Here is a 21323-nt window from a genome sequence, read left to right on the forward strand (position 1 = left end):
ACAGCCGTACGCCCCCCACAGCCGTACGACCCCCAACGCACAGGAGAACCCCCGGTGACCCGAACCGCCCCCGAAACCACCGGCCCGGCCAGGACGGCCCTGCTCAATGTCCGCGTCCTCGACGGCCGGGAGCTGACCGAGCCGCGTACCGTCGTCATCGACGGCGATGTCATCTCACCCCGGACCGAGACCGGGGGCGCCAGGCTGGTGGACGGCACCGGTATGACCTTGCTGCCCGGTCTCATCGACGCCCACGTGCACCTGCACGGAGCCGACACACTGGCCGCCCTCGCCTCCCACGGAGTCACCACCGCCCTGGACATGGCCACCTGGCCACCACAACTGCTGGCCTCCCTGCGCCGGGTGCCGCACCTGACCGACATCCGCAGCGCCGGCACACCTGCCATCGGCGACGGCGGACCCCACGCCCGGATCCCCGGCATGTCCGAGGACGCCGTCGTGCGCGGCCCGGTCCAGGCCCGAGAGTTCGTGGCGGCCCAGGTGGCGGCGGGGGCCGACTACATCAAGATCGTGACCGAGGCGCCCGGCGAGGGCGGACCCGACCGGGAGACCGTGGACGCCCTGGTGGCAGCAGCCCGTGCACACGGCAGGAAGACCGTCGCGCACGCCGCGAGCGCGGGTGCGTACCTCATGGCCTTCGACACGGGCGTCGACCTCATCACCCACATCCCGCTGGACCGTCCGCTGGACGCCGCCGAAGCCACGCGCATGGCGGTGCGGGGACAGGTCTGCGTGCCCACCCTCACCATGATGGAAGGCACGGCGGCAGCGCGGGGCATCGCGCCCGCCTACCGCAACGCGGTGCGGAGCCTGGCCGCGCTGCGCGACGCAGGCGTGCCGATCCTGGCAGGCACCGACGCCAACACCCAGGCAGGGGTTCCCTTCCAGGTCGAGCACGGCGCGAGCATCCATCACGAACTCGAGTTGCTCGTCGAGGCCGGGCTCACCCCCGCCGATGCGCTGCGCTCCGCCACCGCCCTGCCCGCCGAGCACTTCGGCCTCGACGACCGGGGCTCCGTCACCCCCGGGCTCCGCGCCGACCTGATCCTGGTCGAAGGGAACCCGCTGGACGACGTCCGGGCCACCCGCGCCCTGCGCCACATCTGGTGTGCGGGCGTCGAGCAGGCCCCGGCCGCCTGACGGGGCGGCGAACTCGCTGCGGAGCCGCAGGATGTTCCCGTTGCGTCGGTCCGCCGGGACGCGGTCGCCACGGGCCGTCCGCTGCTGCCGGTCAGCCGGCGGTGGAGTACTCCACGCCGCCCACCCAGACACCCCGGATGGCGCGCGTCGCGGTGATGTCGGCGAGCGGGTCGCCGTCGATCAGGAGAAGGTCTGCGCGGCAGCCGGGACGGATGACACCACGGTCCCGCAGTCCGAAGGACTCGGCGGGCAGGTTCGTCGTGGCCCGCAGTGCCTCACGGGTGGTGAGCCCGGCCCGTACCAGCAACTCCAGTTCATGGTGGAGGCTGGTGCCGAACGGCGGCTGCACCGGGATCCCCGGCGTCCGATTGGCGTCCGTGCCCGCCAGGATCCGGGCGCCGGCCCGGCGCAGCGCGGCGACGCTGCCTTCGGCGGCCGCGTAGTCCATGCCGGGGATCCCGAGGCCGGCGAAGCCCTCCATCATCGTCAGGGTGGGTACGGCCACGGTGTTGGTGGCGGTGTAGCGTGCCGCCGTCGCGGCGGACAGGGCGCTGTCCAGGGGGACGTGGTGGATCATGTCGACGTCGGCGTCCAGCGCCCGCTCCACCGTCGCAGTGGTGGTCGCGTGGGCCATGACGAGCCTGCCGAAGGAATGCGCCGACGTCGTCACGGCCCTGATGGTCTCCGGGGCAAGGCCCGGTTCATCGACGATGATCTTGATGTAGTCCGACCCTTCGGCGATCCGCGTGCGTACGAACCGGGGGGCCTGGTCGGGGCCGGTCAGGACGGCGTCCGGCGGGAAAGTGGGCAGCTGGCTCTGCGCGCTTCCGGGCGCGACCGCCGGCGTGCCCGCGCTGCGGATGTCGGTCAGACCGGGCAGGCCGCGCAGTGAGTCGACGGCCGAGGGCGGGAAACAGGCCATGTCAAGGCCCGTCGTGACACCGGAACCCGCCAGCTGCCGAAGGGTGTTGACGTCCTGCAGGTGGAGGTGCGCGTCGGTGAGGCCGGGCAGCAGGACCGCGCCTGCGCAGTCGATTCTGCGGGCCCCGAGTGCGGTGACACCTATCCGCCCGTTCTCGATGACCACGGTGCGCGGTGCGGTCACCTCGGAGCCGTCGAAGACCCGCACATTGGTCAGCGCGACCTTCTCGGCGAGGCTGCCGGTCTGCTCCTGCGCGTGGGCGACGGTGGGCCCGGCCAAGGCCTGCACCCCCGCGACGGCGATGCCGGCCACCGCGGCCGTCTTGAAGAAGTCACGCCGGTTCGTGTGGTTGATGCACATTCTCGTGCCTCTCTGCGGAGCGGATGCGGAAAGTGCGGGGGCCTCGCCACGGGCCGGACACGGCTCCGGTGTCGGCTCCGGTGTCGGCTCCGGTCTCGGCCGTCGACGCGAAGTTCGGTGTGGCGCGGCTGCCGGCCGTGCGGGCCTCGGGTGTTCCGGGCGCCGGGCAATCCGGCGGTGACACCGGTGGGCGCGGCCTTGGTGGCCCCGACCGAAGAGTTCGGGGCCCAGGCGATCGGACCGACCGTAGCTGCAATATGTGATAACAGCAAGCCTTGGTGTCACTTGGCGACCCCATCCGGCGAGGAAGAGGTGTCGCCGCCGAATTCGGTAGGCAGAGGGCATTGACACGCACTCGTGTCGGGCTCCAGCATCACTGCCAGTTCCCTGCGACGTGACACGACGGAACGGGCCACGCCCGCGCCGACGTTCCCGCGCCCTTGCATGTCCGTGACGCCCGGCGACGCGTCCCGGCAATCCAACTCCCCTTGTGGTGCCCGCTGTTGGCGTCCACCGGGTGTGCTCTCTGAAGCAGGAATCCCTACCGCGGCACCCCGTTTTCCGGGTGTGGACGCACTCGCATGCCTTCTTCGGCGTCGCCGTGGCCTTCCACTCGTGCAGTCCCTCGTGAGGAGTACGGACATGAACCCCACCCCTGGCGCACTCGCGACAAGAGGCCGCCCCGGCCCCGCCGTGGCCCTCGGACTCGTCATCCTGTGCATCGAGGGCTACGACCTCTTCATCCTGGGGTCGGTCGGCCCCGCTCTGATGTCCCATCCCGACTGGGACGTCACCAAGTCGACGCTGGGACTGCTGGGCAGTCTCACCGCGCTCGGCATGCCCCTGGGCTCCATCGCGGCCGGCTGGGCCGGTGACCTCTACGGCCGTCGTCTTCCCATGCTCGTCAGCCTGGTCTGGCTGTCCCTGAGCATGCTCCTGAGCGCCGCCTCCGGTGATCTCGCCCTGTTCGCGGCGACACGGTTCCTGACCGGCATGGGCATCGGCGCCCTGATCCCCCTCGTCACCGCGTACGTCAGCGAAGCCGCCACGCCCGCTCGTCACTCCCTCCAGGTCGGGGCCGCCACCACGGGACTGCCCATCGGGGGGATTCTCACCGGGGTCGTCGGCCGCACCCTGCTGCCGGAATGGGACTTCCGTTGGCTCTTCCTCTTCGGGGTCATCCCCTTGCTCCTGGTCCCCGTGGTGTGGCGCCTGGTCCCCGCTGGGACGCGGGACCACCCGAGGCGGGACCACCCGAGGCGGGACCGGCTCGAAGCCGCGAACACCCCGACCGGAACCTCCCTCAAACGCCCCGCCAACCAGCTCGGCCAACTCCTCGCCCCCAACCACCGCCGGTCGACCCTGCTGTTCTGGGCGGCCACGTTCGCCGGCCTCGTCATCGTCTACGGTGCCAGCACGTGGCTCCCGGCCCTGATGGTCGACTCCGGCTACGACGTCGGCTCTTCGCTGGAGTTCTCCATCGCCTTCAACGCCGGGGCCGTGGTCGGCACCATCGGGGCCGCACTGGTCGCGGACCGGGGACTCCTGAAGGCCGCCACGATCGTGAGCTTCCTCCTCGCCGCCGCTGCCATGGTCACGCTGAGCACACCACAGCCCCGCCCGCTGCTCCTCGCCGCCTCGGCCGTCGCGGGTTCCGGGGCGCTCGGCACCCAGGCGCTCGTCAACATCTACGTCGCTCATGCCCACCCGGCGCGGCTGCGCGGCACCGCCCTGGGCTTCAGCCTCGGAGTGGGACGTGTCGGCGCGATCGTCGGCCCGAGCTACCTGGCCGCCGTCACCGTGCTGATCGCCTCCTCCAAGGCCGGCTTCTACGCCTTCGTCGTCCCGGCCCTCCTCGGCGCGGCCCTGATCGCGATGCTGACACCGTCCCGCCGTCCGTCCGGAGCGGAGCAGCCCGGGGTATCGGCCGGGGCGCCCACGACCTCCTGAAAAAGGGGCTGTTGGGAGGCCGCGCATGACATGGGCCCTGTGGCCGCCCCGGCCGCGGCCACCCTTGACGCCCCGCGCACCATGACGAGCACGGGGCGGGGCGCCAACGGTGTGCCTCTCGGTGCCTGGGCGCATCACAGCTTCAGGATGCGCTCGGCATTGCGGTGGGCGATTTTCTTGCGGTGGCCGCTCGACAGGTTCGCGTGACGCAGGAAACCGACGGCCTGTTCGCTCTTTTCGAAGGGGTAGTCGACGGCGAAGAGCACGTTGTCGATGCCCATGGCCTGGATGGCGGCCTGGAGCATGGTGTCGTCCATGACTCCCGAGGTGGTGATGGCGATGTTCTCGACGAGGTACTCGGACGGCTTCTTCTTCAGCGCCACGCGGGTGTTGATGTTCTGGATCTGTACGTCGAGGCGGGACATCTGGAAGGGCAGGAACTCGCCCATGTGGCCCACGATGAGTCTGGCCCCGGGGAAGTCGTCGAAGACCCCGCCGAGGATGACCCGCAGGGCGTGTCCACCGGTCTCGGCCGCCCAGCTGTAGAGCGGGCCGACCAGCTCAGGGCGGTCCTTCGTGAGACCCCAGTCACCGGCCGGGGCCGGAGTGGGGTGGAGGTAGAGGGCGGCGCCCAGTTCCTCGAGCGCGGCCCACACCGGCCGGAACTGCGGCTCGTCCAGGTAGTGGCCACAGGTGTGGCCGTTGACCAGGAACCCGGCCATCTTGAGGTCACGCATGGCACGACGGGCCTCCCGCACGGCCGCCTCGGGGTCCTGGAGGGGCAGCGCGGCGAGGCCGCCGAACCGGGTGGGGTGGGCCGCGATGATGCCGGCCAGCGCGTCGTTGGCGACCTGCGCGTCCCGCACGGCGACGGCCGCGTCGGGCTGCATCTGCACACCGGGCGGGGTGAGGGACAGCACCTGCATGGCGACGCCGTTCGCGTCCATGTCGGCGAGCCGGTAATCGGTGATGTCGGGGAGCCGCTTCATCCACTGCGCGGTGACCTCGGGTTTGAAGGGGATCGCACCGTTCAGTGCCGTGCCCTGGGTGATGAGGCCGGGCAGCATGACGGCTTCCTCGATGGCGATGATCCTCAGACGGCCGTCCCGGTCGGGCTTGCCGTCGTGGGCCGTGGCAACGCCAGAGGCCATCAGTGTGGTGGCGCCGGCGAGTGCGGCGCCTGTACCGGCGGCGGTGTTGAGGACCTGACGTCTCGTCCACGGGCGGGTGTTCATGCGGGCCACTTCCTTCGGGAAAGGGGGTTCGGGTGCGCAGCTGTCTCGTTCATCGGGTACAGGCCGCCCCGGCCGCGAGGCAGGTGCCTCGGACAGGGCGCGGCCGGGGCGGAGTCCGGTGTTCGGAGGGCAGACGTGCCGGTCAACGGAGCCGCGGAGCACGCCTGTTGAAGAATCGACGGACGATACGGGCAGGTCTGTGCGGAGGCCTTCAAGCGCGGCGAGGCGCCGCCGACCCGCCCGGGTTCGCGCGGCCGACCAGTGTGTCCACGAGAGCGAGGGCGTCCTCGGGGGCCGTGTTCCCCAGCCAGCCGACCACCTGGTCAGGGCGGACCAGCACCAGGCGGCTGCCCAGCAGCTCGGCGTAGTCGGTGCGCGCCGACTCCGGCAGCCGCACCACGGTGAGCGGCACGCCCCGCAGACGTGCGGCCTCCTCGATGGCGGTCTCCGACGCCCAGTCCCCGAAGGTGAGCAGCGTCAGATGGTCCCCGAGCAGGTCGTACAGGGAACGGCCGTCGTCGAGGAACACATGCGGCAGTCGGGCGCCCGTCCGCGCGGCGCCCTCCGGTCCGTCGCCGCCCGCGGGCACGATCGGTGAGGCGGTGATCCGGAGTCCGAGGACCAGGTCGAGGGCGTGGAACTCCGCCTTCTTGGTTTCCTGGATGCGCGCGCCCGCCGCGCGCCGGGCCTCGGCACCCGCCTCGTCCGCCGCGTCGAGGTTGGCGGCGAGCAACTCGGTGGAGAGCACGCGCATGTTGGCGGTCGCTTCGCGGATGACGCGTTCCTGGACGGGGCGGCGCTCATCCTCGTAACTGTCGAGGAGGCCCGGCCCGCCCCATCCGCCGAGCACGGCCGCGAGTTTCCAGCCCAGATCGACCGCGTCCGCGATCCCGGTGTTCAGCCCGTGCCCGCCGAACGGCGGGTTGAGGTGCGCGGCGTCACCGGCGAGGAAGACCCTGCGGCGGCGCATGCGGTCGACGATCTGCATCCGGGCGGTCCACGGGTCGGTGGACAGCACTTTGGCCCGCACATGCCTGCCCGCCACCGCGTCGATGATGTGCCGCGCTTCGCGCTCACCGGTCTCCCGGTCGACGCCGAAGGCGATCGCCCACCAGGTGTTCGCCCGGTCCAGCGGGCCGACCAGGGCCGGGGCGGTCGGGTTGACGACCCAGTACTGCACGGCAGGCCCGTGCCGTACGTGCTCCCACAGTCCGGGGCTCTCGAAGACCATGCCGAAGTTCGGGCTCAGTGACTTCCCACCCAGGTAACGGGAGTTGATCTGCTCCCGCACGACGCTGCGCGGGCCGTCGCAGCCGATCACGTAGTCCGCCGTGACGCTGCTGCGGTCACCGAGACGGTCCTCGACGGTCACGGACACCAGGTCGTCGTCCTGGTCCACGCAGGTCACCTTCGAGCCGAGGGCGAGCCGACATGTGCCGAGTTCGTCGACCGCGTCGCGAAGGACCTCCTCCAGGACGTACTGCGGTGCCTGCTGGCCGACTTCCGGGAAGCGGTCGCCCTCGGGCACAAGCCCCAGCACACCCCTGAAACGTGACAGTTCCCTGCCGGTCAGTGAGGTGCAGAACACGACGTCCTGCGCCCAGGACGTGGGCAGCGGGGCGCGTGCCCGCAGGCGCTCGGCCAGACCCCAGCGGCGTAGGTGCTCCATCGTGCGTACGTTGAGCGTCTTGCAACGGGGGCGAGCCCTGGAGACGGTGACACGCGGCTCGACCACCAGGCAGTCGACACCGCGCCGGCCCAGCTCGACGGCCGCCGCCAGACCGACCGGCCCGCCCCCGGCGATGAGTACCCGCACATGCCGGGGGAGGGGCTCGGCGTCGGCGGACGGCATCAGGTCTCGTCTCCTGCCCGCTGCCGCGTCGCAGCCCAGTGCGCACACTCCTCGGCGAACGCGAGCTGCCGCAGGTGCAGCGCGTCCCCGAGCACGTGGTGATCGATGCAGTGGCCCGTGTCCCGGGCGACGCTCGCGTCCACGAAGGGGGCCGCGGTGAACATCGCGGCGAACCGGGCGACGTTCTGAGAGCCGCTGCTCCACAGGGCGTCGAACTCGGCGAGCGCGTTGTGCACGGGAACCCGGACCCGTGGGGCGAGGGCGGGCAGATGCTCCCTCGGCCACGCCGGAGCCTGCACCAACTCCCGTACGGGCACGGGCGCGTAGGACTCGTGCGCCTGCCGCATCCCCTCGGCCCTGTAGGTGTGCGCGGGGCCGAACATCACCTTGTCCCGCTCCTGGTATGGCAGGTCCACGGTCTCGTCCGGAGGGAGGGAGCCGAGAGCCTCGGCCGCTCCGCCGCCGGGGATGACGGCCCCCATCCCGGTCGCCGAGACACCGATCAGCGGGACGTCGGGGGGCGAGGCGGCGATCATCAGGGCGAGCATGCCGCCGATCGAATGGCCGACGAGGAACACGCCGTCGGCCCCGAGACGTGTGGCCGCCTGGGTCATGGCGTCGCTGAGCAGAGCCACGTGCCGTGAAAAGGTGTTGGCTTCGGGGGCGAGAGGGGTGCTGCCGCCGTAGCCGGGGCGGTCGAAGGCCAGCACCGGGTGGCCGTGTGCGGCGGCGACGTCGAGGAAGGACCCCTCAGGGGAGCCCGCGACGTCGAAGTACTGCGCCGTGTACGTGCCGCCGTGCAGGGCGACGATCAGGGGCTTGCCGGTTGCTTCGGCCGGTCCTGCGGTCAGTGCGGTGATCTTGTGTCCGTCGACTTCAAAGGTCAGAACGTCGCGCTGCTTGGCCATGTGTGGCCTCTCCTGCCAGAGGTGGGTCCCGTCGGAGCCCGGTTCAGTTGCTTCGGGGCTCTGCGAGCGTATGTGCTATATGTGATAACAGAAAGGGTTGGCGGTGCTTTGTGGTCGGCCCTTGATGTGCCCTCGCCGAGTCGTCCGTCATCCGTCATCCGTCATCCGTCACCCGTTGTACGACGCGTAGTCCTGAGTGATCTGCTTGTGCTCCAGGAAGTCCTCGACGGACGCCAGGCCCCCGAGCCGGCCCACGCCACTGGACTTGAAGCCGCCCTCCTCGAACTCGACGGTCAGATTCGCCCAGCTGTTGACGGAGATGAGCCCCGCGTCGAGCTGCCGGGCCACCCGCGGCGGACGGTCCGCGTCCCGGGTCCAGACGCAGGCGCTGAGCCCGTACGCGGTGTCGTTGGCGAGGGCGACGGCCTCCGCCTCGGTGTCGAAGACCTGAACCGTCTGCACCGGGCCGAAGGTCTCCTCCTGGACGATCGGGAGCGAGGAGTCGGACACCGCGAGAAGGGTGGGGTGGTAGAACGCTCCCCCCGCCAGTTCGGGGCGAGTGCTCGGGCCGCCGCGGACGAGCGGCTTCGCGCCGGCGGCGATCGCCGCCTCCACGGCGGCGTCGACCCGGGCGACCGACGCCTTGTCGATCAGCGGGCCGATCTGGCTGGCCGGGTCGGCGGCCGGGCCGGGACGCACGCTCTCCAGGCGCCGGGCCAGGGCGGAGGAGAACTCGTCGGCGATCTCCCGCTGGACGAGGACCCTGCTGCCGGTCATGCAGAACTGCCCGGCGAAGACGGTGCACGACTGGACGGCGGTGGCGAGGGCGGCCTCCAGGTCGGCGTCGGCGAAGACCAAGTGCGGTGTCTTGCCGCCCAGTTCGAGCCCCACCCGCTTGAAGTGGGCCGCCGCCCCCTGGGCGACGAGCCGTCCGGTGGCGGTGCTGCCGGTGAAGCTGATCACGGGCACCCGGGGCGATTCGACCAGCAGGCGGGCGACATCGGAGCCGGACTCGACGACGACGTTCACCACGCCCTTCGGCAGGTCGGGGACGGACGCGAGGATCTCGCTCATGAGCGCCGCGGTCTGGGCAGCCTGTCCGGGCATCTTCACCACGGCCGTGCAGCCCGCGGCGAGGGCCGGGGCGAGCGCCCGGACGCAGAGGTAGGCGGGGGAGTTCCAGGGCACCACGATGCCGGCGACACCGACGGGCTGCCGGATCGTCATGGCCTGGCGGCCCGGATGGGTGTCGGTGACCCGGCCGTGCGGCTGCACGGCGAGACCCGCCGCGAAACGCAGTGCGCGCAGGATGAAGTGCGCCTCGAAGCCCGCTTCGTGCCGGAGCTTGCCGTTCTCCAGGCTGAGGGTGGCGATCACCTCGTCCATGCGCGCGTCGTACGCGTCGGCGAGGTGGCTCAGGGCGGTGGCCCGCGCCATCGGGTCAAGGCGCCAGGTGCCTTCGGTGAACGCGCGCGTCGCCGCGTCGACGGCCCGCTGCCCCACCGCGGCGTCGGCCTCCGCGTACGTACCGATCACTTCGCCCGTGGCCGGGTCGATGCTGTCGGCGGTGCGGGCGGAACCGACCCACTCGCCGTCGATCCAGTGCCGTGCGGCGCGCTCTCGGGGCATGTCGGCGACTCCTTGTGTGAGGGCGACTTGAAGGGAGGGGAAGGGGGTTGACGACTAGAGACCGAGCAGCCGTTCCGCGTTGAGATGGGCGATCTTCGCCCGGTCGGCCTCGCTGACCGGGGCCGTCTCCAGGAACGCGGTGGCCGCGGCCATCTCCTCGAAGGGGTAGTCGGTGCCGAAGAGGATGTGCTCCGAGCCCATCGCGAGGAGCGCGCACAGCAGGGGAGGGGCAGAGCAGACGCCGCTGGTCGTGATGTACAGGTTGTGGCGGACGTACTCCGAGGGATTGCCCCGGGCCAGCTCGATGCCGTGGTGGTTGTGGTAGTCCCAGCGTGAGTCCAGTCGCCACAGTGCGTAGGGCAGGCCCTCGCCCATGTGCCCCAGCAGCAGTTTGGCCTCGGGGAAATCGTCGAAGACTCCGCCGAACACGAGGCGCAGGAAGTGTGTGGCGGTGTCCGTGCCCCAGCTCCACATCGGCCCGACGAGTTCGGGGTGGCCCTCGATGACATGGGGTGTGCCGACACCGTTGGCGGGGTGCAGGTAGAGGGGGACGTCCAGCCCCTCGGCGCGCTCCCACACGGTGCGCAGCTCTGGGTCGTCGAGATAGCGGCCCTGGGTGTGTGCGTTCACCAGGGCTCCGCGCATGCCCAGTTCGGACACGGCGCGTTCCAGCTCCTTCGCGGCCGCCTGCGGATCCTGCAACGGAAGAGCGGCGAAGCCCGCGAAGCGGTCGGGGTGGTCCGCCACCACTGCGGCCAGCAGGTCGTTCACCGCCGCCGCCTGGCGGACCGCGGTCGCCGCGTCCGACTCGGCCTGGATGCCGGGGGAGTTGAGGGACAGCACCTGCATGTCGAGACCTGCCGCGTCCATCTCGGCCAGCCGCTCCCCGGTGAGGTCGAGGAGGCGCCGGGACGCCTCCTGCCACTTTCCGGGCTGAAGGATCGAGGCCGACGAGGCGCCGTAACCCACCAACTCCGGTGTGACGAAGTGCTCTTCAAGGCCGATGGTGCGCATCGCAACCCCTCTGCGTTTCACTTATATGCATTGACTTCATCGATGGTGAAACGTACGTTCCGTCGGTGTCAACCCTCTGGAAGGCCCGAGGAAAGGGAGGCGCCCGATGACGGGTGCGGACGGTGTCGTCGAAGATCGGCCCGCGGACGCAGGCGCGGTGGACGTGGCCGTGGTGGGATACGGGCCGGTGGGCATGGTGATGGCCGGCCTGCTGGGGCAGGCGGGGCACCGCGTCCTGGTCCTCGAGCGGTACCCGGGCCTCTACAACCTGCCCCGGGCCGCCAGCTTCGACGACGAGACCATGCGCACGCTCGCACGCCTCGGAGTGGCGGAGGAGCTACTCCCCAAGGTGCGCGTACAGCCCACCTACGAATGGCGAAACGGCGGCGGAGACCTGCTGATCGAGCAGCACTTCGCCGATCCGGGACGCAGCGGCTGGGCGGAGTGGAACATGATGTACCAGCCCGACCTCGAAGAGGCGCTGGACGCCGTGTGCCGGTCGATGCCCCAGGTGGAAGTGCGGCACTCCAGCACCGTCGTCGCCCTGGAACAGAGCCCGGAGAAGGTCACACTCACCGTCGAAGGACCCGAAGGCCGTCAAGTGCACGACGCCCGCTATGTCGTGGGCTGCGACGGAGGCAACAGCTTCGTGCGCTCGGCGCTGGACGTCGGGCTGCACGACTACGGCTTCTCCGAGCCCTGGATGGTGTGCGACTTCCGCTTCCGCCGCCCGACCCGGGTCCCGTACGCGTTGCAGCTCGGCGACCCGCGGAGCCCGACCTCGATCATCTCGCTCGGCCCGGCACACCACCGGTTCAGTTTCATGCTCGACTCGGTGGACGACTTCGGGGCCGAACGCGATCCGCGGCGCGTCTGGAAGCGTGTCGCCCCCTACCTCACGACCGACGACGCCGACCTCATCCGCGTCGCCACGTACACCTTCAGGTCCCTCATCGCGCACGACTGGCGCCGCGGCCGCGTCCTGCTCGCCGGTGACGCGGCGCACCAGATGCCCCCGTTCCTCGGGCAGGGAATGTGCTCCGGTTTCCGCGACGCGCAGAACCTCGCGTTCAAGCTGGACCTCGTCCTGCGCGCAACCGCACCGGACGACATCCTCGACACCTATCAGACGGAGCGTGAACCACATGTCCGCGCGGTGACCGAGAAGGGCATCGAGCTCGGCCATCTCCAGACCCTGCGCGACCCGGAACGTGCCGCGGAGCGCGACCGGATCCTGCTGGCCCGCCGCGCGGAGTCCGACGCACCCGAGGCCATGCGCTTCCCGAGCCTCGACAACGGGCTGTTCGCCCGCAACTCGGGTGCCGGGCAAGGCCAGTTGTCGGTCCAGGGCGTGGTGGACGACGGCACCCGCCGCGATCTCCTCGACCACATCGTGGGCGGCGGCTTCCACCTGCTCGTCGAAGAGCAACTCCTGGTCGCGCTGGAACGTGACCAACTGCTCGACGACCTCGCCGGGGCGGGCGTCCGGGTCGTCGTCCTCGGTGAGCGGACCACCGCGCACCCGGGAGCAGCCTTCGTCGTCGACGACGTGGACGGCACGTACCGCGACTGGTTCGCCGAACTGGGCTGCTCCGCCGCCGTGGTCCGCCCCGATTGCTACGTGTTCGGCACGGCGAGCGGGCCCGACGCGACGGCCGACCTGGCCGACGAGTTGCTGGGAGTGGTGCGCGGTGTCGCGTGCGCGGCGGACGCGGGCGTCGATGCCTGATGCCCGGCCCTCGCTGCTCGCGAAGGCCAAGGACAGCTGGTCTTGAACCGGTCACTATGATCGCCCCTGTGACAACTCAGCGTCCCTCCGACTCCGAGGCCGAGGCGGCAGCACCCGCGCGGCAGGGCATCCAGTCCGTCGAACTGGCGATGACGGTACTGCAAGCCCTCGAAGAGGGACGCGGGCCGATGAGCCTGACACAGCTGGCCGCCGCCAGCGGCATGCAGCCGAGCAAGGTCCACCGCTATCTCGTCAGCCTCGCCCGCGTCGGCCTCGTCGCGCAGTCTCCCAGCTCCGGGCGGTACGACATGGGGCCCGCCATGCGGCGCCTCGGCGTCGAGTCACTCCGCAGGATGGACGAAGTGGCGCTTGTCAGTGAGCACCTGCCGGGGCTGCGGGACACCACCTCGCACGCGGTGAACCTGGCGGTGTGGGGCGATCACGGCCCCGTCGTCGTGCGGTGGGAGTACGGCGCCCATGCGCTGCCGATCACCGTCCGGGTCGGTGCCACCATGCCGCTGCTCACCTCGGCGATGGGCGGCGCGTTCCTCGCGCATCTGCCCGCGCAGCTCACCGAGCCCGTGCTGCGTGGGCAACTGGAGGTGAAGACCCTGGACGCCGCCACCCGGGAGCGTGTCGACCGGATCAAGGCCGACGTCCTGCGGGAGGGAGTGGCCACCACGGAGGGAGGCGTCATCCCCGGAGTCACCTCGGTGGCCGCCCCCGTGTTCACCGCGGGTGAGTCCTTCCCGCTCGTCGTCACCCTCGTGATGCCCGCACGGGGCGTGACCGAGCAGGACGTGGCCGGCCTCTCGGCCGAACTGCTGCGCTCCACGCGTGCCATGTCCGACATGCTCGGGCACGCGGTGGACCGGCAGCTGCCGTAGCCACCGTCGCCGACGGGCAGAAGCACCGCTACGGATCTGCACGGCACCGAGCTGACGGACCGGCCGGCACAGCACCTTGCGGTGCCGGCGGACACACCGCGTACGAAGTCCCTTCGCCGAAACCCGCCGCGCGGCTTGGTCGTGTCTGTCCTCGCTGTACACGCCGGTGGGTGACCGGCTTCCGCTCAGCCGCCCATGAGGATTCCCATGGGGTCGGGCAGGTCCTGCTTGAGTGCCCAGGATCGGTCGGTGAGTTCCTCGGTGGCGGCGCCGGCACGGCGCGCGGCGAGCAGCGCGGCCGGGTCGAAGGCGGGGCCGACGGAGTCCTCGCGGTACTCGTCGCCGTGCATGTACGCGGTGGCCTGCTCCGGCTCGGCGAAGTTGTCGATCTGCATCTCGACGAAGTTGCCGTCGGGGTCGCGGTAGTACATGGACGTGGTGACGCCGTGGGCGATGCACACCGCCGGGAGCAAGCCGCCTTCCCGGAGCTTCTCGTAGCGCGCCAGGAGATCGTCGAGGTTGTCGAAGGTGTACGCGACGTGGTGGGCGCCGGCGGCGGTGGGGCTCTTGCGCTCCAGCGGGTCGGGCGGGGTGATCAGTGCTACGCGGTGGTGCTCCTCGTCGAAGGTGAGGAAGCACAGGGCGTCGTCCTGGAAGACGGTGTGACCGTCGAGGACCGCGCAGTACCAGTCACGCATCTCGGTGGGCTTGCTGGTCTGGAACACCACGTGGGCGAACTTGGGGGCTCCCATGTCGATCCTCCTTGATCGATACCGGGATCGATACCGGTGGTACGTACGCGTCGGAATTCAGTTGGTGAAGCGCTGGCGGAGCTCGCCGATGCCTTCGATGGTGCTGACCAGTACGTCGTTGGCGGCGATCCAGTGCGGCGGGTTCTGGCCGATGCCGACACCGGCCGGGGTGCCGGTGAAGACGACATCACCCGGGGACAGCGGGACGACGGCCGAGAGGCGGGCGAGCAGATCGGGAACGGAGAAGATCATTTCGCTGGTGCGGCTCTTCTGGACCTCCTCGCCGTTGAGTGTGCAGCGCACTTCCAGGTCGTCGGGGTTGTCGAGGTCGTCCGGGGTGACGAGCCAGGGGCCGATCGGGGTGAAGCCGGGGAACGACTTGCCCAGGCTGAACTGGGGTGAGGGGCCTTCGAGTTGGGTGATGCGCTCGGAGAGGTCCTGGCCGACGGCGAGGCCGGCCACGTGCTCCCAGCCGTCCTCGGCCGCGATGCGGTGGGCGTGGGCGCCGATGACCACCACGAGCTCGATCTCCCAGTCGGTGTGGCCACCGGGCGGGAGGGTGACCTCGGTGACGGGGCCGCTGATGCTGGAGTTGAACTTGGTGAAGACCGGTGGCATCCGGTCGGGCAGCTCGAACCCGGATTCGGCGGCGTGGTCACGGTAGTTGAGGCCTGCGGCGATGAGCTGGCCGGGCGCCGGGGCGGGCGAGCCGAGGTCGGCGGCGTCGAATTTGGCTCCGCGCGGCAGCCGGGCGCCGGCCGCCCAGGTGCGGAACTCCTCCCAACGCCCGTAGACGGCCTGCGGGTCGGCGGAGAAGAGGCCGTCACTGGCCTTCTCCACGTCGACGGCGAGGCCGTCGACGTGGAGAGCCAGACGGCCGGAGAGATTGGCGATGCGCACGATGTGCTCCGTGGGTACGGTGGCCGCCCGTGGCGGCCCGAATGGATGCTGGAGAGCGCGGCCCGACAGGCCCCGCTCACACCAGCGGGGTGATCTTCTCGTCGAGGTTCAGCAGCGCCTTGCCGTACACCTCGTAGCTGACGGCGGGCAGCGTGACCGCGTGCCGGGCGGCGACGGCGGAGTCCCGCCAGATCCGTTGCAACGGATTGACGTCGGCGAAGCTGCCGGCTCCGTGCGCGTACAGCAGCACGTCGATGGCCTTGGTGACGTGCTCGATGGCGCACGCGGTGTCGGCCCGGACCCGGGCTCGGGTCAGTGTGTCGGGGTACTCGCCGCGGTCGGCTGCCCGCTCGATGTCCTCGGCGGCGCGGTAGGCGTGCAGCTGGGCGGTGTCGATCATCATGGCGGCCTGGGCGATCTGGTTCTGGAAGGTCACCGACTCCGACTGCGTGTCGAAGAAGGTGTACGAGATCGGCTTCCGGCCGGCCTTGCCGCGCACGATCTCCAACGCCGCCCGACCCAGACCGAGTTGGGGTCCTGCCAGTACCAGGGAGAGAATGGGCACGAACGCCGAGCGGTACAGCGGCTCTTCGTCGCCCCGCTCCGTGGGGTAGTCACCTTCGATGGCGGCGGGCACGGACACCACGCGGTGCTCGGGGACGAACACGTCCTCGGCGACCAGGCAGTTGCTGCCGCTGCCCTTCATCCCGGCGACGAACCAGGTGTCCTCGACCGTCATCTCCGGCACCGGGATCAGTACCAGGCTATGGTCCACGGCCTCTCCGCTCTCGTCGGTGAGCGGCACCCCGAGAACGGCCCAGTCGGCGTGCAGGGAACCGGAGTTGTAGTACCAGCGCCCGGTCACCCGCCATCCACCGTCGACCTTGCGGGTGGTGGAGGTGGGAGCCAGTACGCCGGAGACCCGGGCGTTGGGGTCTGCGCCGAAGACGTCGTCCTGGGCCCGCTGCGGGAACAGCCCCGTCATCCAGGCGCAGATGTTGATGAGGGTGACCACCCAAGCGGTTGAGCCGTCGCCCTCCGCCACCTGGGCGGAGACGTCCAGCATGGTCTTCACGCCGGCCTCGTGCCCGCCGTAGCGCCTGGGCACGGCGGTCTTGAACAGCCCGGCCTCGGCCAGGGCGTCGATCACTTCCTGCGGGACGCGGCGGTCGGCCTCGGTACGCGCGGAGTGCCGGCGCACGAGCGGCCGCAGCTCCGCGGCCCGGGCGACCAGCGCCGCTCGCTCTGCCGCCTCGTCCGCGGGCGAGAGCGGGGGATGAGTGGGTGCCGTGGTGGTCATGTCGTCCCTTCGTGCTGAATGCAGGGGGTGCCGCACGCCGCTGCGGGAGTCGGCGTACGGCGGGGTGCCGTAAGTGCCGCGGGACGGATCAGCGCGAGCAGGCCAGCAGCTGATCGGTGAGTGGGCGGCGCGGGCGCCGGGCGAAGCCGGAGTGCGTGCCGAAGGTGCGGTGGCCGTAGACCAGCGGGGGAGCTGTCGTGGTCCGCGCGTGCGCGACCGAGCCAAGGAGCAGGCGGTGGTCTCCGCCGGGCACGTTCTGCGCGAGATCGCACACGATCCAGCCCGGCGCCTCGGCCAGCCGCGGCAGGCCGTGGTCCAGGTGCCACTCCACACCGTCGAACCGGTCGGCGGAGCGACGGGCGAACTGCGGAGCCAGATCGCCCTGCGCGTGCGACAGCACGTTGATGCCGAACCGGCGGGTCCGCTCGATCCTGGCCAGCAACTGGGAGTTGCTGTCCAGGGCGACGGTCACCATGGGCGGCCGCAGGGACAGTGAGGCGAAGGCGCTCACGGTGGCGCCGTGCGGACGGTCGTCCGCCATGGCGGTCACCACGGTGACCGGGGCGCATACGCCGGCCATCAGATCACGGAATTCCTGGTCAGCCACCATGGTCGACTCCTCGCAGAGGGTGGGTAACTGTGCAGACGGTGGGATCACGTACCGGCCGACCGCGATGCGCATCAGACTAAGCAGCTATATGTGATAACAGCAAGGGTGAGACGAAGCGAACTTCTTGAGGAGCGGCCGGAATTGATCAAGAAACGTGCTCGTCCGGGCCCATGGGACCCGCCCGGCAGGGCATCGGGCGGGTTGCCTGCCCGCGGCGGTCGGCCGGGCTGTTCAGTCGGCGACCGCGGCGATGCCCTGCTGGGCGATCTGCTCGTTGGTGTCCAGATGGACCAGTACGGCGTGGGCGGCGCTGCCGGGGTCGCGCTTCGCCACCGCGGAGAGGAGCTCGGCGTGGGCGGCTTCCCGGCGTCTCGGTTCGTCGGGGTCGCTGTCGCGGCCGCCGAAGGCCAGCCGTACGTAGCGCTCGGCGGAGTGCCAGAGCATGCCCAGGATCCGCAGGTCCCACTCGGTGGCCGCGGGGCGCAGCAGGTCCAGGTGGAACTCGTGGTGGGTCTCGTAGATCTCGTCGAGCCCCAGGCTCTCGTCACCGATGACCGCCAGGTGCTCCACGAGCCGAGCGTGGTCGCGGTCGGTCAGGAGCAGGCAGGCCCGGCCGACGAGTTCGGGTTCGATCTGCCGGCGCAGGCGGTAGATGGCGCGCAGGTCGTCGTGGCTGAGCGGGGCAACTGCCGCGCTCTTGCCGGGGGTCGTGATGACGAGGCCCTGGCTTTCGAGGTGACGAAGCGCCTCACGTACGGGGATCATGCTGACGCCGAGACGGCCGGCGATCTCCCGGAGCGAGAACTCCTGCGCCGGGAGCAGATCGCCGGAGAGGATGGACCGGCGGATCTCCTTGGTCACCTGCTCCACGACCGACAGTGGTTGCACGCGGCGTACGCCTTTGGTGCTCGCTTCGGCCATGACGGTCTCCCTGGGGCGTTGTCCTCGAGCCTCGCCGGCTCCGGGATGCCATCAGTTATATCAATTTGCGGTCCGGTGCTGGTGTTTGTCGACGGCCGCCCTTTTGAGCAGCGGGCTGATGCGGTAGTCGACCAGCTGACGCATCACGAGGGCGGTGGTGGTCCGTTCGACCCCGGTGATGCCGAGGATCCGGCCGGCTGTCCTGTACAGGTCCTCCGCGTCGGTGGCCACCACGTGCACGAGCAGGTCGCTGTCGCCGCTCAGGCCGTAGACCTGCAGCACCTCGCCGATGGCGGCGAGTGCGGTGGCCACCTCGTCGAGCAGGCGCTGGGCGACCCGCACGGTGACGAACGCGGCCAACGGATAGCCGAGCGCGGCAGGGTTGACGCGATGCTCGAAGGACGACAGGGCGTCGGTGCGCTCCAGCGTGGCCAGCCGGGACTGGACCGTGTTGCGGCTGAGGCCCGCGCGGTCGGCGAGTGCGACGGCGGTGGCCCGCGGGTGCTCGGTGAGAGCGAGCAGCAGTCGGGCGTCGGTGGAGTCGATCCGCGCGGAGCTGGGCATGATGCACGCCTTTCCTGGGGCTGGACGGGAAATGTTGAGCATCCTGCACTGTTATCACGCGGAGTCTTGTGCGTATTTCCGGACGGATGATCTCCTCGACGGCAGATGCGCACCGTCCGGTGCTTCGAGCCAGGCCGCGACCCGGCCTTCGCCCCACCGGCACACCGACCGGAGCCCTGGGCGTTCGCGGGCTCGCAGGTCGTCTTCCTCTGTCGTTTCTCCCGTCGATTCCCGACCGCTCACCTCGCTTCGGCGACAGCAGGTCACGAGGAGGTCCGATCCGTATGACCATTACCCCCGACCGAGCCGCCGCCTTCCGCGCGACCGACGACTTCGAGGCCCTGCGTGAGGTCGAGGAGCGCGTGCTGTGGCTGTCCAGCTCCATCGTCCACCACGCCAACCGGGTGCGCCCCAACCCGACCGGGCTCAAGGTGGGCGGTCACCAGGCGTCGTGCGCCTCGATGGTGTCGATCATGACCGCGCTGTGGTTCCGGCACCTGCGGCCGGAGGACCGTGTGTCGGTCAAGCCGCACGCCTCGCCGGTTCTGCACGCCATCAACCATCTCCAAGGCAGCCTCGACGCCGAGCATCTGACGACCCTGCGCGAGTTCGGCGGCCTGCAGAGCTACCCGAGCCGCTCCAAGGATCCCGACCCGGTCGACTACTCCACCGGCTCCGTCGGCATCGGCGCGACCGCCACCATCTGGGGCGCCAACGCCCGCCGTTACGTCTCCGCGGATCCCGGGACCCCGGCAGGCCGCCAGTACGCGCTGGTCGGCGACGCCGAGCTGGACGAGGGCGCCGTGTGGGAGGCGGTCATGGACCCCCAGGTCGCCGGGCTCGGTGAACTGGTGTGGATCGTGGACCTGAACCGGCAGTCCCTGGACCGGGTCGTGCCCGACATCGCGGCCGGCCGGCTGCAGGGCATGTTCGGCGCGGCCGGCTGGCAGGTGCTCACCCTCAAGTACGGGACCCTGCTGGAGGACCTGTTCGACCGCCCCGGCGGGGAGCAACTGCGCCGCCGCATGGACGCGATGCCCAACCCCGAGTACCAGCGGCTCCTGCGCTGCTCCGCCGACGAACTGCGCGACCGTCTGCCCGGCACGGGCGCGGATGCCCAGCCGATCGCGGCGCTGATCGGGCAGTTGGACGACTCGGTCCTGGTGCGGGCCCTGAGCAACCTGGGCGGCCACGACCTGCCCGCACTGGACACCGCACTCGACTCGGTCGACGACCACCGCCCGACCGTGATCTTCGCCTACACGGTCAAGGGCTACCGGCTGCCCACCCAGGGCCACCCGCAGAACCACTCCTCCCTGCTGACCGAGGACCAGATCAACGAACTCGCGACGCAGGTCGGTGCCGACGCGGACCGGCCCTGGGACGCCTTCTCCGCCGACAGCGAGGCGGGCCGGCTGTGCGCCGAGGCCGGAGCCCGACTGCGCAGGGAACCGATCGCGTCGGCCGAACCACCCACGGTGCCCACCGACATCGGCCGCACCCCCACCGGGACGACGACCACCCAAGCCGCGCTCGGCCGCGTCCTGCTCGACCTGACGCGCGCGGCCCCCGACGCGGCACGGAGCGTCGTGACCGTCAGCCCGGATGTCAGCTCCACCACCAACCTGGGCGGATGGGTCAACAAGGTGGGTGTGTGGGCCCCGTCCGAACGCCTCAACTGGTTCCACGACGACGCCGAGACCCTGCTGCACTGGCGCGAGAAGCCCACGGGTCAACACATCGAACTGGGCATCGCCGAGACCAACCTCGTCGGCATGCTGGGCGAACTCGGCGCGACCTGGAGCCGCTGGGGCAAGCCACTGTTCCCCATCGGCGTGATGTACGACCCGTTCGTCCAACGCGCCCTGGAACCCTGGTCGTTCGGCATCTACGCGGGCGGTCAGTCCATCCTGGTCGGCACCCCGTCCGGAGTCACCCTGGCCCCCGAGGGCGGGGCCCACCAGTCCATCACCACCCCCTCCCTCGGCATCGAGCAGCCCGGCTGCACGACCTGGGAGCCGGCCTTCGCCCTCGACACCGAATGGGTCCTGCTCGCGGCGCTGTCCCGCCTGGGCAGGCCGGACGGCGGCTCCACCTACCTGCGCCTGTCCACCCGGCCCGTCGACCAGACCCTCGCCTCGGTACCCACCGACCCCGCCGCCCGGGAACGCCGCCGACGCCAGGTCGTCGCCGGCGCCTACCCGCTGCGCCGCGTCGAGAGGCCGGAGGTCACGATCACCGCCATGGGCGCCATGGCCACCGAGGCGCTGCAGGCCGCCGACCGGCTCGGGCAGCAGGGCATCGCGGCCGACGTCGTCTGCGTCACCAGCCCCGGCCTGCTCTTCAAGGCCCTCGACGCACGCTCCGGACACGGCCACGCCGACACCTGGATCCTCGACCAGGTCTTCCCCGCCTCCCGGGCCACACCGATGGTCACGGTCCTGGACGGCCACCCGCACACCCTGGCCTTCCTCGCGAACATCAACCGCGTCGAGCTGCGCGCCCTGGGTGTGACCCGCTTCGGCCAGAGCGGCGACCTGCCGGACGTCTACCGCTACCACCAGATCGACAGCGACAGCATCATCCGGGCCGCGCTCGACCTGACGCGGTGAGGGAGTGCCGATGAAGG

Annotated in this window: 17 protein-coding genes; 5 read left to right on the plus strand and 12 right to left on the minus strand. The window is 70.7% G+C overall.

Translation table 11 applies throughout. From position 1 onward, the window contains the following. Positions 1–54: 54 nt before the first annotated feature. Positions 55–1161, plus strand: coding sequence for an amidohydrolase family protein (locus tag RBJ65_RS32090; protein WP_306322806.1), 1107 nt, complete (start codon positions 55–57; stop codon positions 1159–1161). Between the two features lie 91 nt (positions 1162–1252). On the opposite strand, the gene RBJ65_RS32095 is transcribed toward RBJ65_RS32090, so the two are convergent. Beyond that, on the minus strand, positions 1253–2443 hold the full coding sequence (locus RBJ65_RS32095; protein ID WP_306322805.1) for an amidohydrolase family protein: 1191 nt from the start codon (positions 2441–2443) through the stop codon (positions 1253–1255). A gap of 642 nt (positions 2444–3085) precedes the next feature. Between RBJ65_RS32095 and RBJ65_RS32100 the strand changes: the two genes are divergently transcribed. Continuing rightward, entirely contained in the window at positions 3086–4393 is a 1308-nt protein-coding gene (locus tag RBJ65_RS32100) for an MFS transporter (protein ID WP_306322804.1), read from the plus strand. Between the two features lie 134 nt (positions 4394–4527). Here the strand turns inward: RBJ65_RS32100 and RBJ65_RS32105 are convergent, their stop codons facing one another. The 5 genes from RBJ65_RS32105 to RBJ65_RS32125 form a co-directional block, all read right to left on the minus strand. After that, positions 4528–5628 (minus strand): amidohydrolase family protein, encoded by a 1101-nt coding sequence (locus RBJ65_RS32105; RefSeq protein WP_306322803.1) that lies wholly within the window; start codon positions 5626–5628, stop codon positions 4528–4530. Positions 5629–5839: 211 nt separating this feature from the next. After that, positions 5840–7480, minus strand: a complete 1641-nt coding sequence (locus RBJ65_RS32110; protein WP_306322802.1) for an FAD-dependent monooxygenase — start codon at positions 7478–7480, stop codon at positions 5840–5842. Next, a complete protein-coding gene (locus tag RBJ65_RS32115) occupies positions 7480–8388 on the minus strand; it encodes an alpha/beta fold hydrolase (RefSeq protein WP_306322801.1) in 909 nt (302 codons plus the stop codon). Before RBJ65_RS32115 ends, RBJ65_RS32110 begins: the two co-directional genes overlap by 1 nt. A gap of 168 nt (positions 8389–8556) precedes the next feature. After that, positions 8557–10017 (minus strand): aldehyde dehydrogenase family protein, encoded by a 1461-nt coding sequence (locus RBJ65_RS32120; protein ID WP_306322800.1) that lies wholly within the window; start codon positions 10015–10017, stop codon positions 8557–8559. Between the two features lie 54 nt (positions 10018–10071). Beyond that, complete coding sequence (locus RBJ65_RS32125) at positions 10072–11031, minus strand: amidohydrolase family protein (RefSeq protein WP_306322799.1); 960 nt, start codon at positions 11029–11031, stop codon at positions 10072–10074. Positions 11032–11137: 106 nt separating this feature from the next. Between RBJ65_RS32125 and RBJ65_RS32130 the strand changes: the two genes are divergently transcribed. Continuing rightward, complete coding sequence (locus RBJ65_RS32130) at positions 11138–12760, plus strand: bifunctional 3-(3-hydroxy-phenyl)propionate/3-hydroxycinnamic acid hydroxylase (RefSeq protein WP_306322798.1); 1623 nt, start codon at positions 11138–11140, stop codon at positions 12758–12760. 68 nt (positions 12761–12828) lie between these two features. Continuing rightward, positions 12829–13647 (plus strand): IclR family transcriptional regulator, encoded by an 819-nt coding sequence (locus tag RBJ65_RS32135; RefSeq protein ID WP_306322797.1) that lies wholly within the window; start codon positions 12829–12831, stop codon positions 13645–13647. A 185-nt stretch (positions 13648–13832) separates the two neighbouring features. Here RBJ65_RS32135 and RBJ65_RS32140 read toward each other — a convergent pair whose 3' ends face one another. The 6 genes from RBJ65_RS32140 to RBJ65_RS32165 form a co-directional block, all read right to left on the minus strand. Next, on the minus strand, positions 13833–14399 hold the full coding sequence (locus RBJ65_RS32140) for a VOC family protein (RefSeq protein WP_306322796.1): 567 nt from the start codon (positions 14397–14399) through the stop codon (positions 13833–13835). Positions 14400–14456: 57 nt separating this feature from the next. Further along, positions 14457–15299, minus strand: coding sequence for a fumarylacetoacetate hydrolase family protein (locus RBJ65_RS32145; RefSeq protein ID WP_306322795.1), 843 nt, complete (start codon positions 15297–15299; stop codon positions 14457–14459). 76 nt (positions 15300–15375) lie between these two features. After that, positions 15376–16599, minus strand: a complete 1224-nt coding sequence (locus tag RBJ65_RS32150; RefSeq protein WP_306322794.1) for an acyl-CoA dehydrogenase family protein — start codon at positions 16597–16599, stop codon at positions 15376–15378. A gap of 88 nt (positions 16600–16687) precedes the next feature. Beyond that, a complete protein-coding gene (locus RBJ65_RS32155; RefSeq protein ID WP_306322793.1) occupies positions 16688–17209 on the minus strand; it encodes a flavin reductase family protein in 522 nt (173 codons plus the stop codon). A 231-nt stretch (positions 17210–17440) separates the two neighbouring features. After that, positions 17441–18130, minus strand: a complete 690-nt coding sequence (locus RBJ65_RS32160; RefSeq protein WP_306322792.1) for a GntR family transcriptional regulator — start codon at positions 18128–18130, stop codon at positions 17441–17443. Between the two features lie 60 nt (positions 18131–18190). Beyond that, complete coding sequence (locus tag RBJ65_RS32165) at positions 18191–18694, minus strand: Lrp/AsnC family transcriptional regulator (protein WP_306322791.1); 504 nt, start codon at positions 18692–18694, stop codon at positions 18191–18193. Between the two features lie 284 nt (positions 18695–18978). Here RBJ65_RS32165 and RBJ65_RS32170 point away from each other — a divergent pair, with 284 nt between their 5' ends. Beyond that, a complete protein-coding gene (locus RBJ65_RS32170; RefSeq protein WP_306322790.1) occupies positions 18979–21306 on the plus strand; it encodes a pyruvate dehydrogenase in 2328 nt (775 codons plus the stop codon). Positions 21307–21323 lie beyond the last annotated feature (17 nt).

The organism is Streptomyces sp. KL109B (assembly GCF_030766935.1).
Classification (GTDB): domain Bacteria; phylum Actinomycetota; class Actinomycetes; order Streptomycetales; family Streptomycetaceae; genus Streptomyces.

What these genes read in the sequence shown, in the direction of transcription:
- RBJ65_RS32095 (WP_306322805.1), bottom strand. Translation starts at nt 2,443, where the DNA reads ATGTGCATCAACCACACGAACCGGCGTGACTTCTTCAAGACGGCCGCG.
- RBJ65_RS32100 (WP_306322804.1), top strand. Translation starts at nt 3,086, where the DNA reads ATGAACCCCACCCCTGGCGCACTCGCGACAAGAGGCCGCCCCGGCCCC.
- RBJ65_RS32105 (WP_306322803.1), bottom strand. Translation starts at nt 5,628, where the DNA reads ATGAACACCCGCCCGTGGACGAGACGTCAGGTCCTCAACACCGCCGCC.
- RBJ65_RS32110 (WP_306322802.1), bottom strand. Translation starts at nt 7,480, where the DNA reads ATGCCGTCCGCCGACGCCGAGCCCCTCCCCCGGCATGTGCGGGTACTC.
- RBJ65_RS32115 (WP_306322801.1), bottom strand. Translation starts at nt 8,388, where the DNA reads ATGGCCAAGCAGCGCGACGTTCTGACCTTTGAAGTCGACGGACACAAG.
- RBJ65_RS32120 (WP_306322800.1), bottom strand. Translation starts at nt 10,017, where the DNA reads ATGCCCCGAGAGCGCGCCGCACGGCACTGGATCGACGGCGAGTGGGTC.
- RBJ65_RS32125 (WP_306322799.1), bottom strand. Translation starts at nt 11,031, where the DNA reads ATGCGCACCATCGGCCTTGAAGAGCACTTCGTCACACCGGAGTTGGTG.
- RBJ65_RS32130 (WP_306322798.1), top strand. Translation starts at nt 11,138, where the DNA reads ATGACGGGTGCGGACGGTGTCGTCGAAGATCGGCCCGCGGACGCAGGC.
- RBJ65_RS32140 (WP_306322796.1), bottom strand. Translation starts at nt 14,399, where the DNA reads ATGGGAGCCCCCAAGTTCGCCCACGTGGTGTTCCAGACCAGCAAGCCC.
- RBJ65_RS32150 (WP_306322794.1), bottom strand. Translation starts at nt 16,599, where the DNA reads ATGACCACCACGGCACCCACTCATCCCCCGCTCTCGCCCGCGGACGAG.
- RBJ65_RS32155 (WP_306322793.1), bottom strand. Translation starts at nt 17,209, where the DNA reads ATGGTGGCTGACCAGGAATTCCGTGATCTGATGGCCGGCGTATGCGCC.
- RBJ65_RS32160 (WP_306322792.1), bottom strand. Translation starts at nt 18,130, where the DNA reads ATGGCCGAAGCGAGCACCAAAGGCGTACGCCGCGTGCAACCACTGTCG.
- RBJ65_RS32165 (WP_306322791.1), bottom strand. Translation starts at nt 18,694, where the DNA reads ATGCCCAGCTCCGCGCGGATCGACTCCACCGACGCCCGACTGCTGCTC.
- RBJ65_RS32170 (WP_306322790.1), top strand. Translation starts at nt 18,979, where the DNA reads ATGACCATTACCCCCGACCGAGCCGCCGCCTTCCGCGCGACCGACGAC.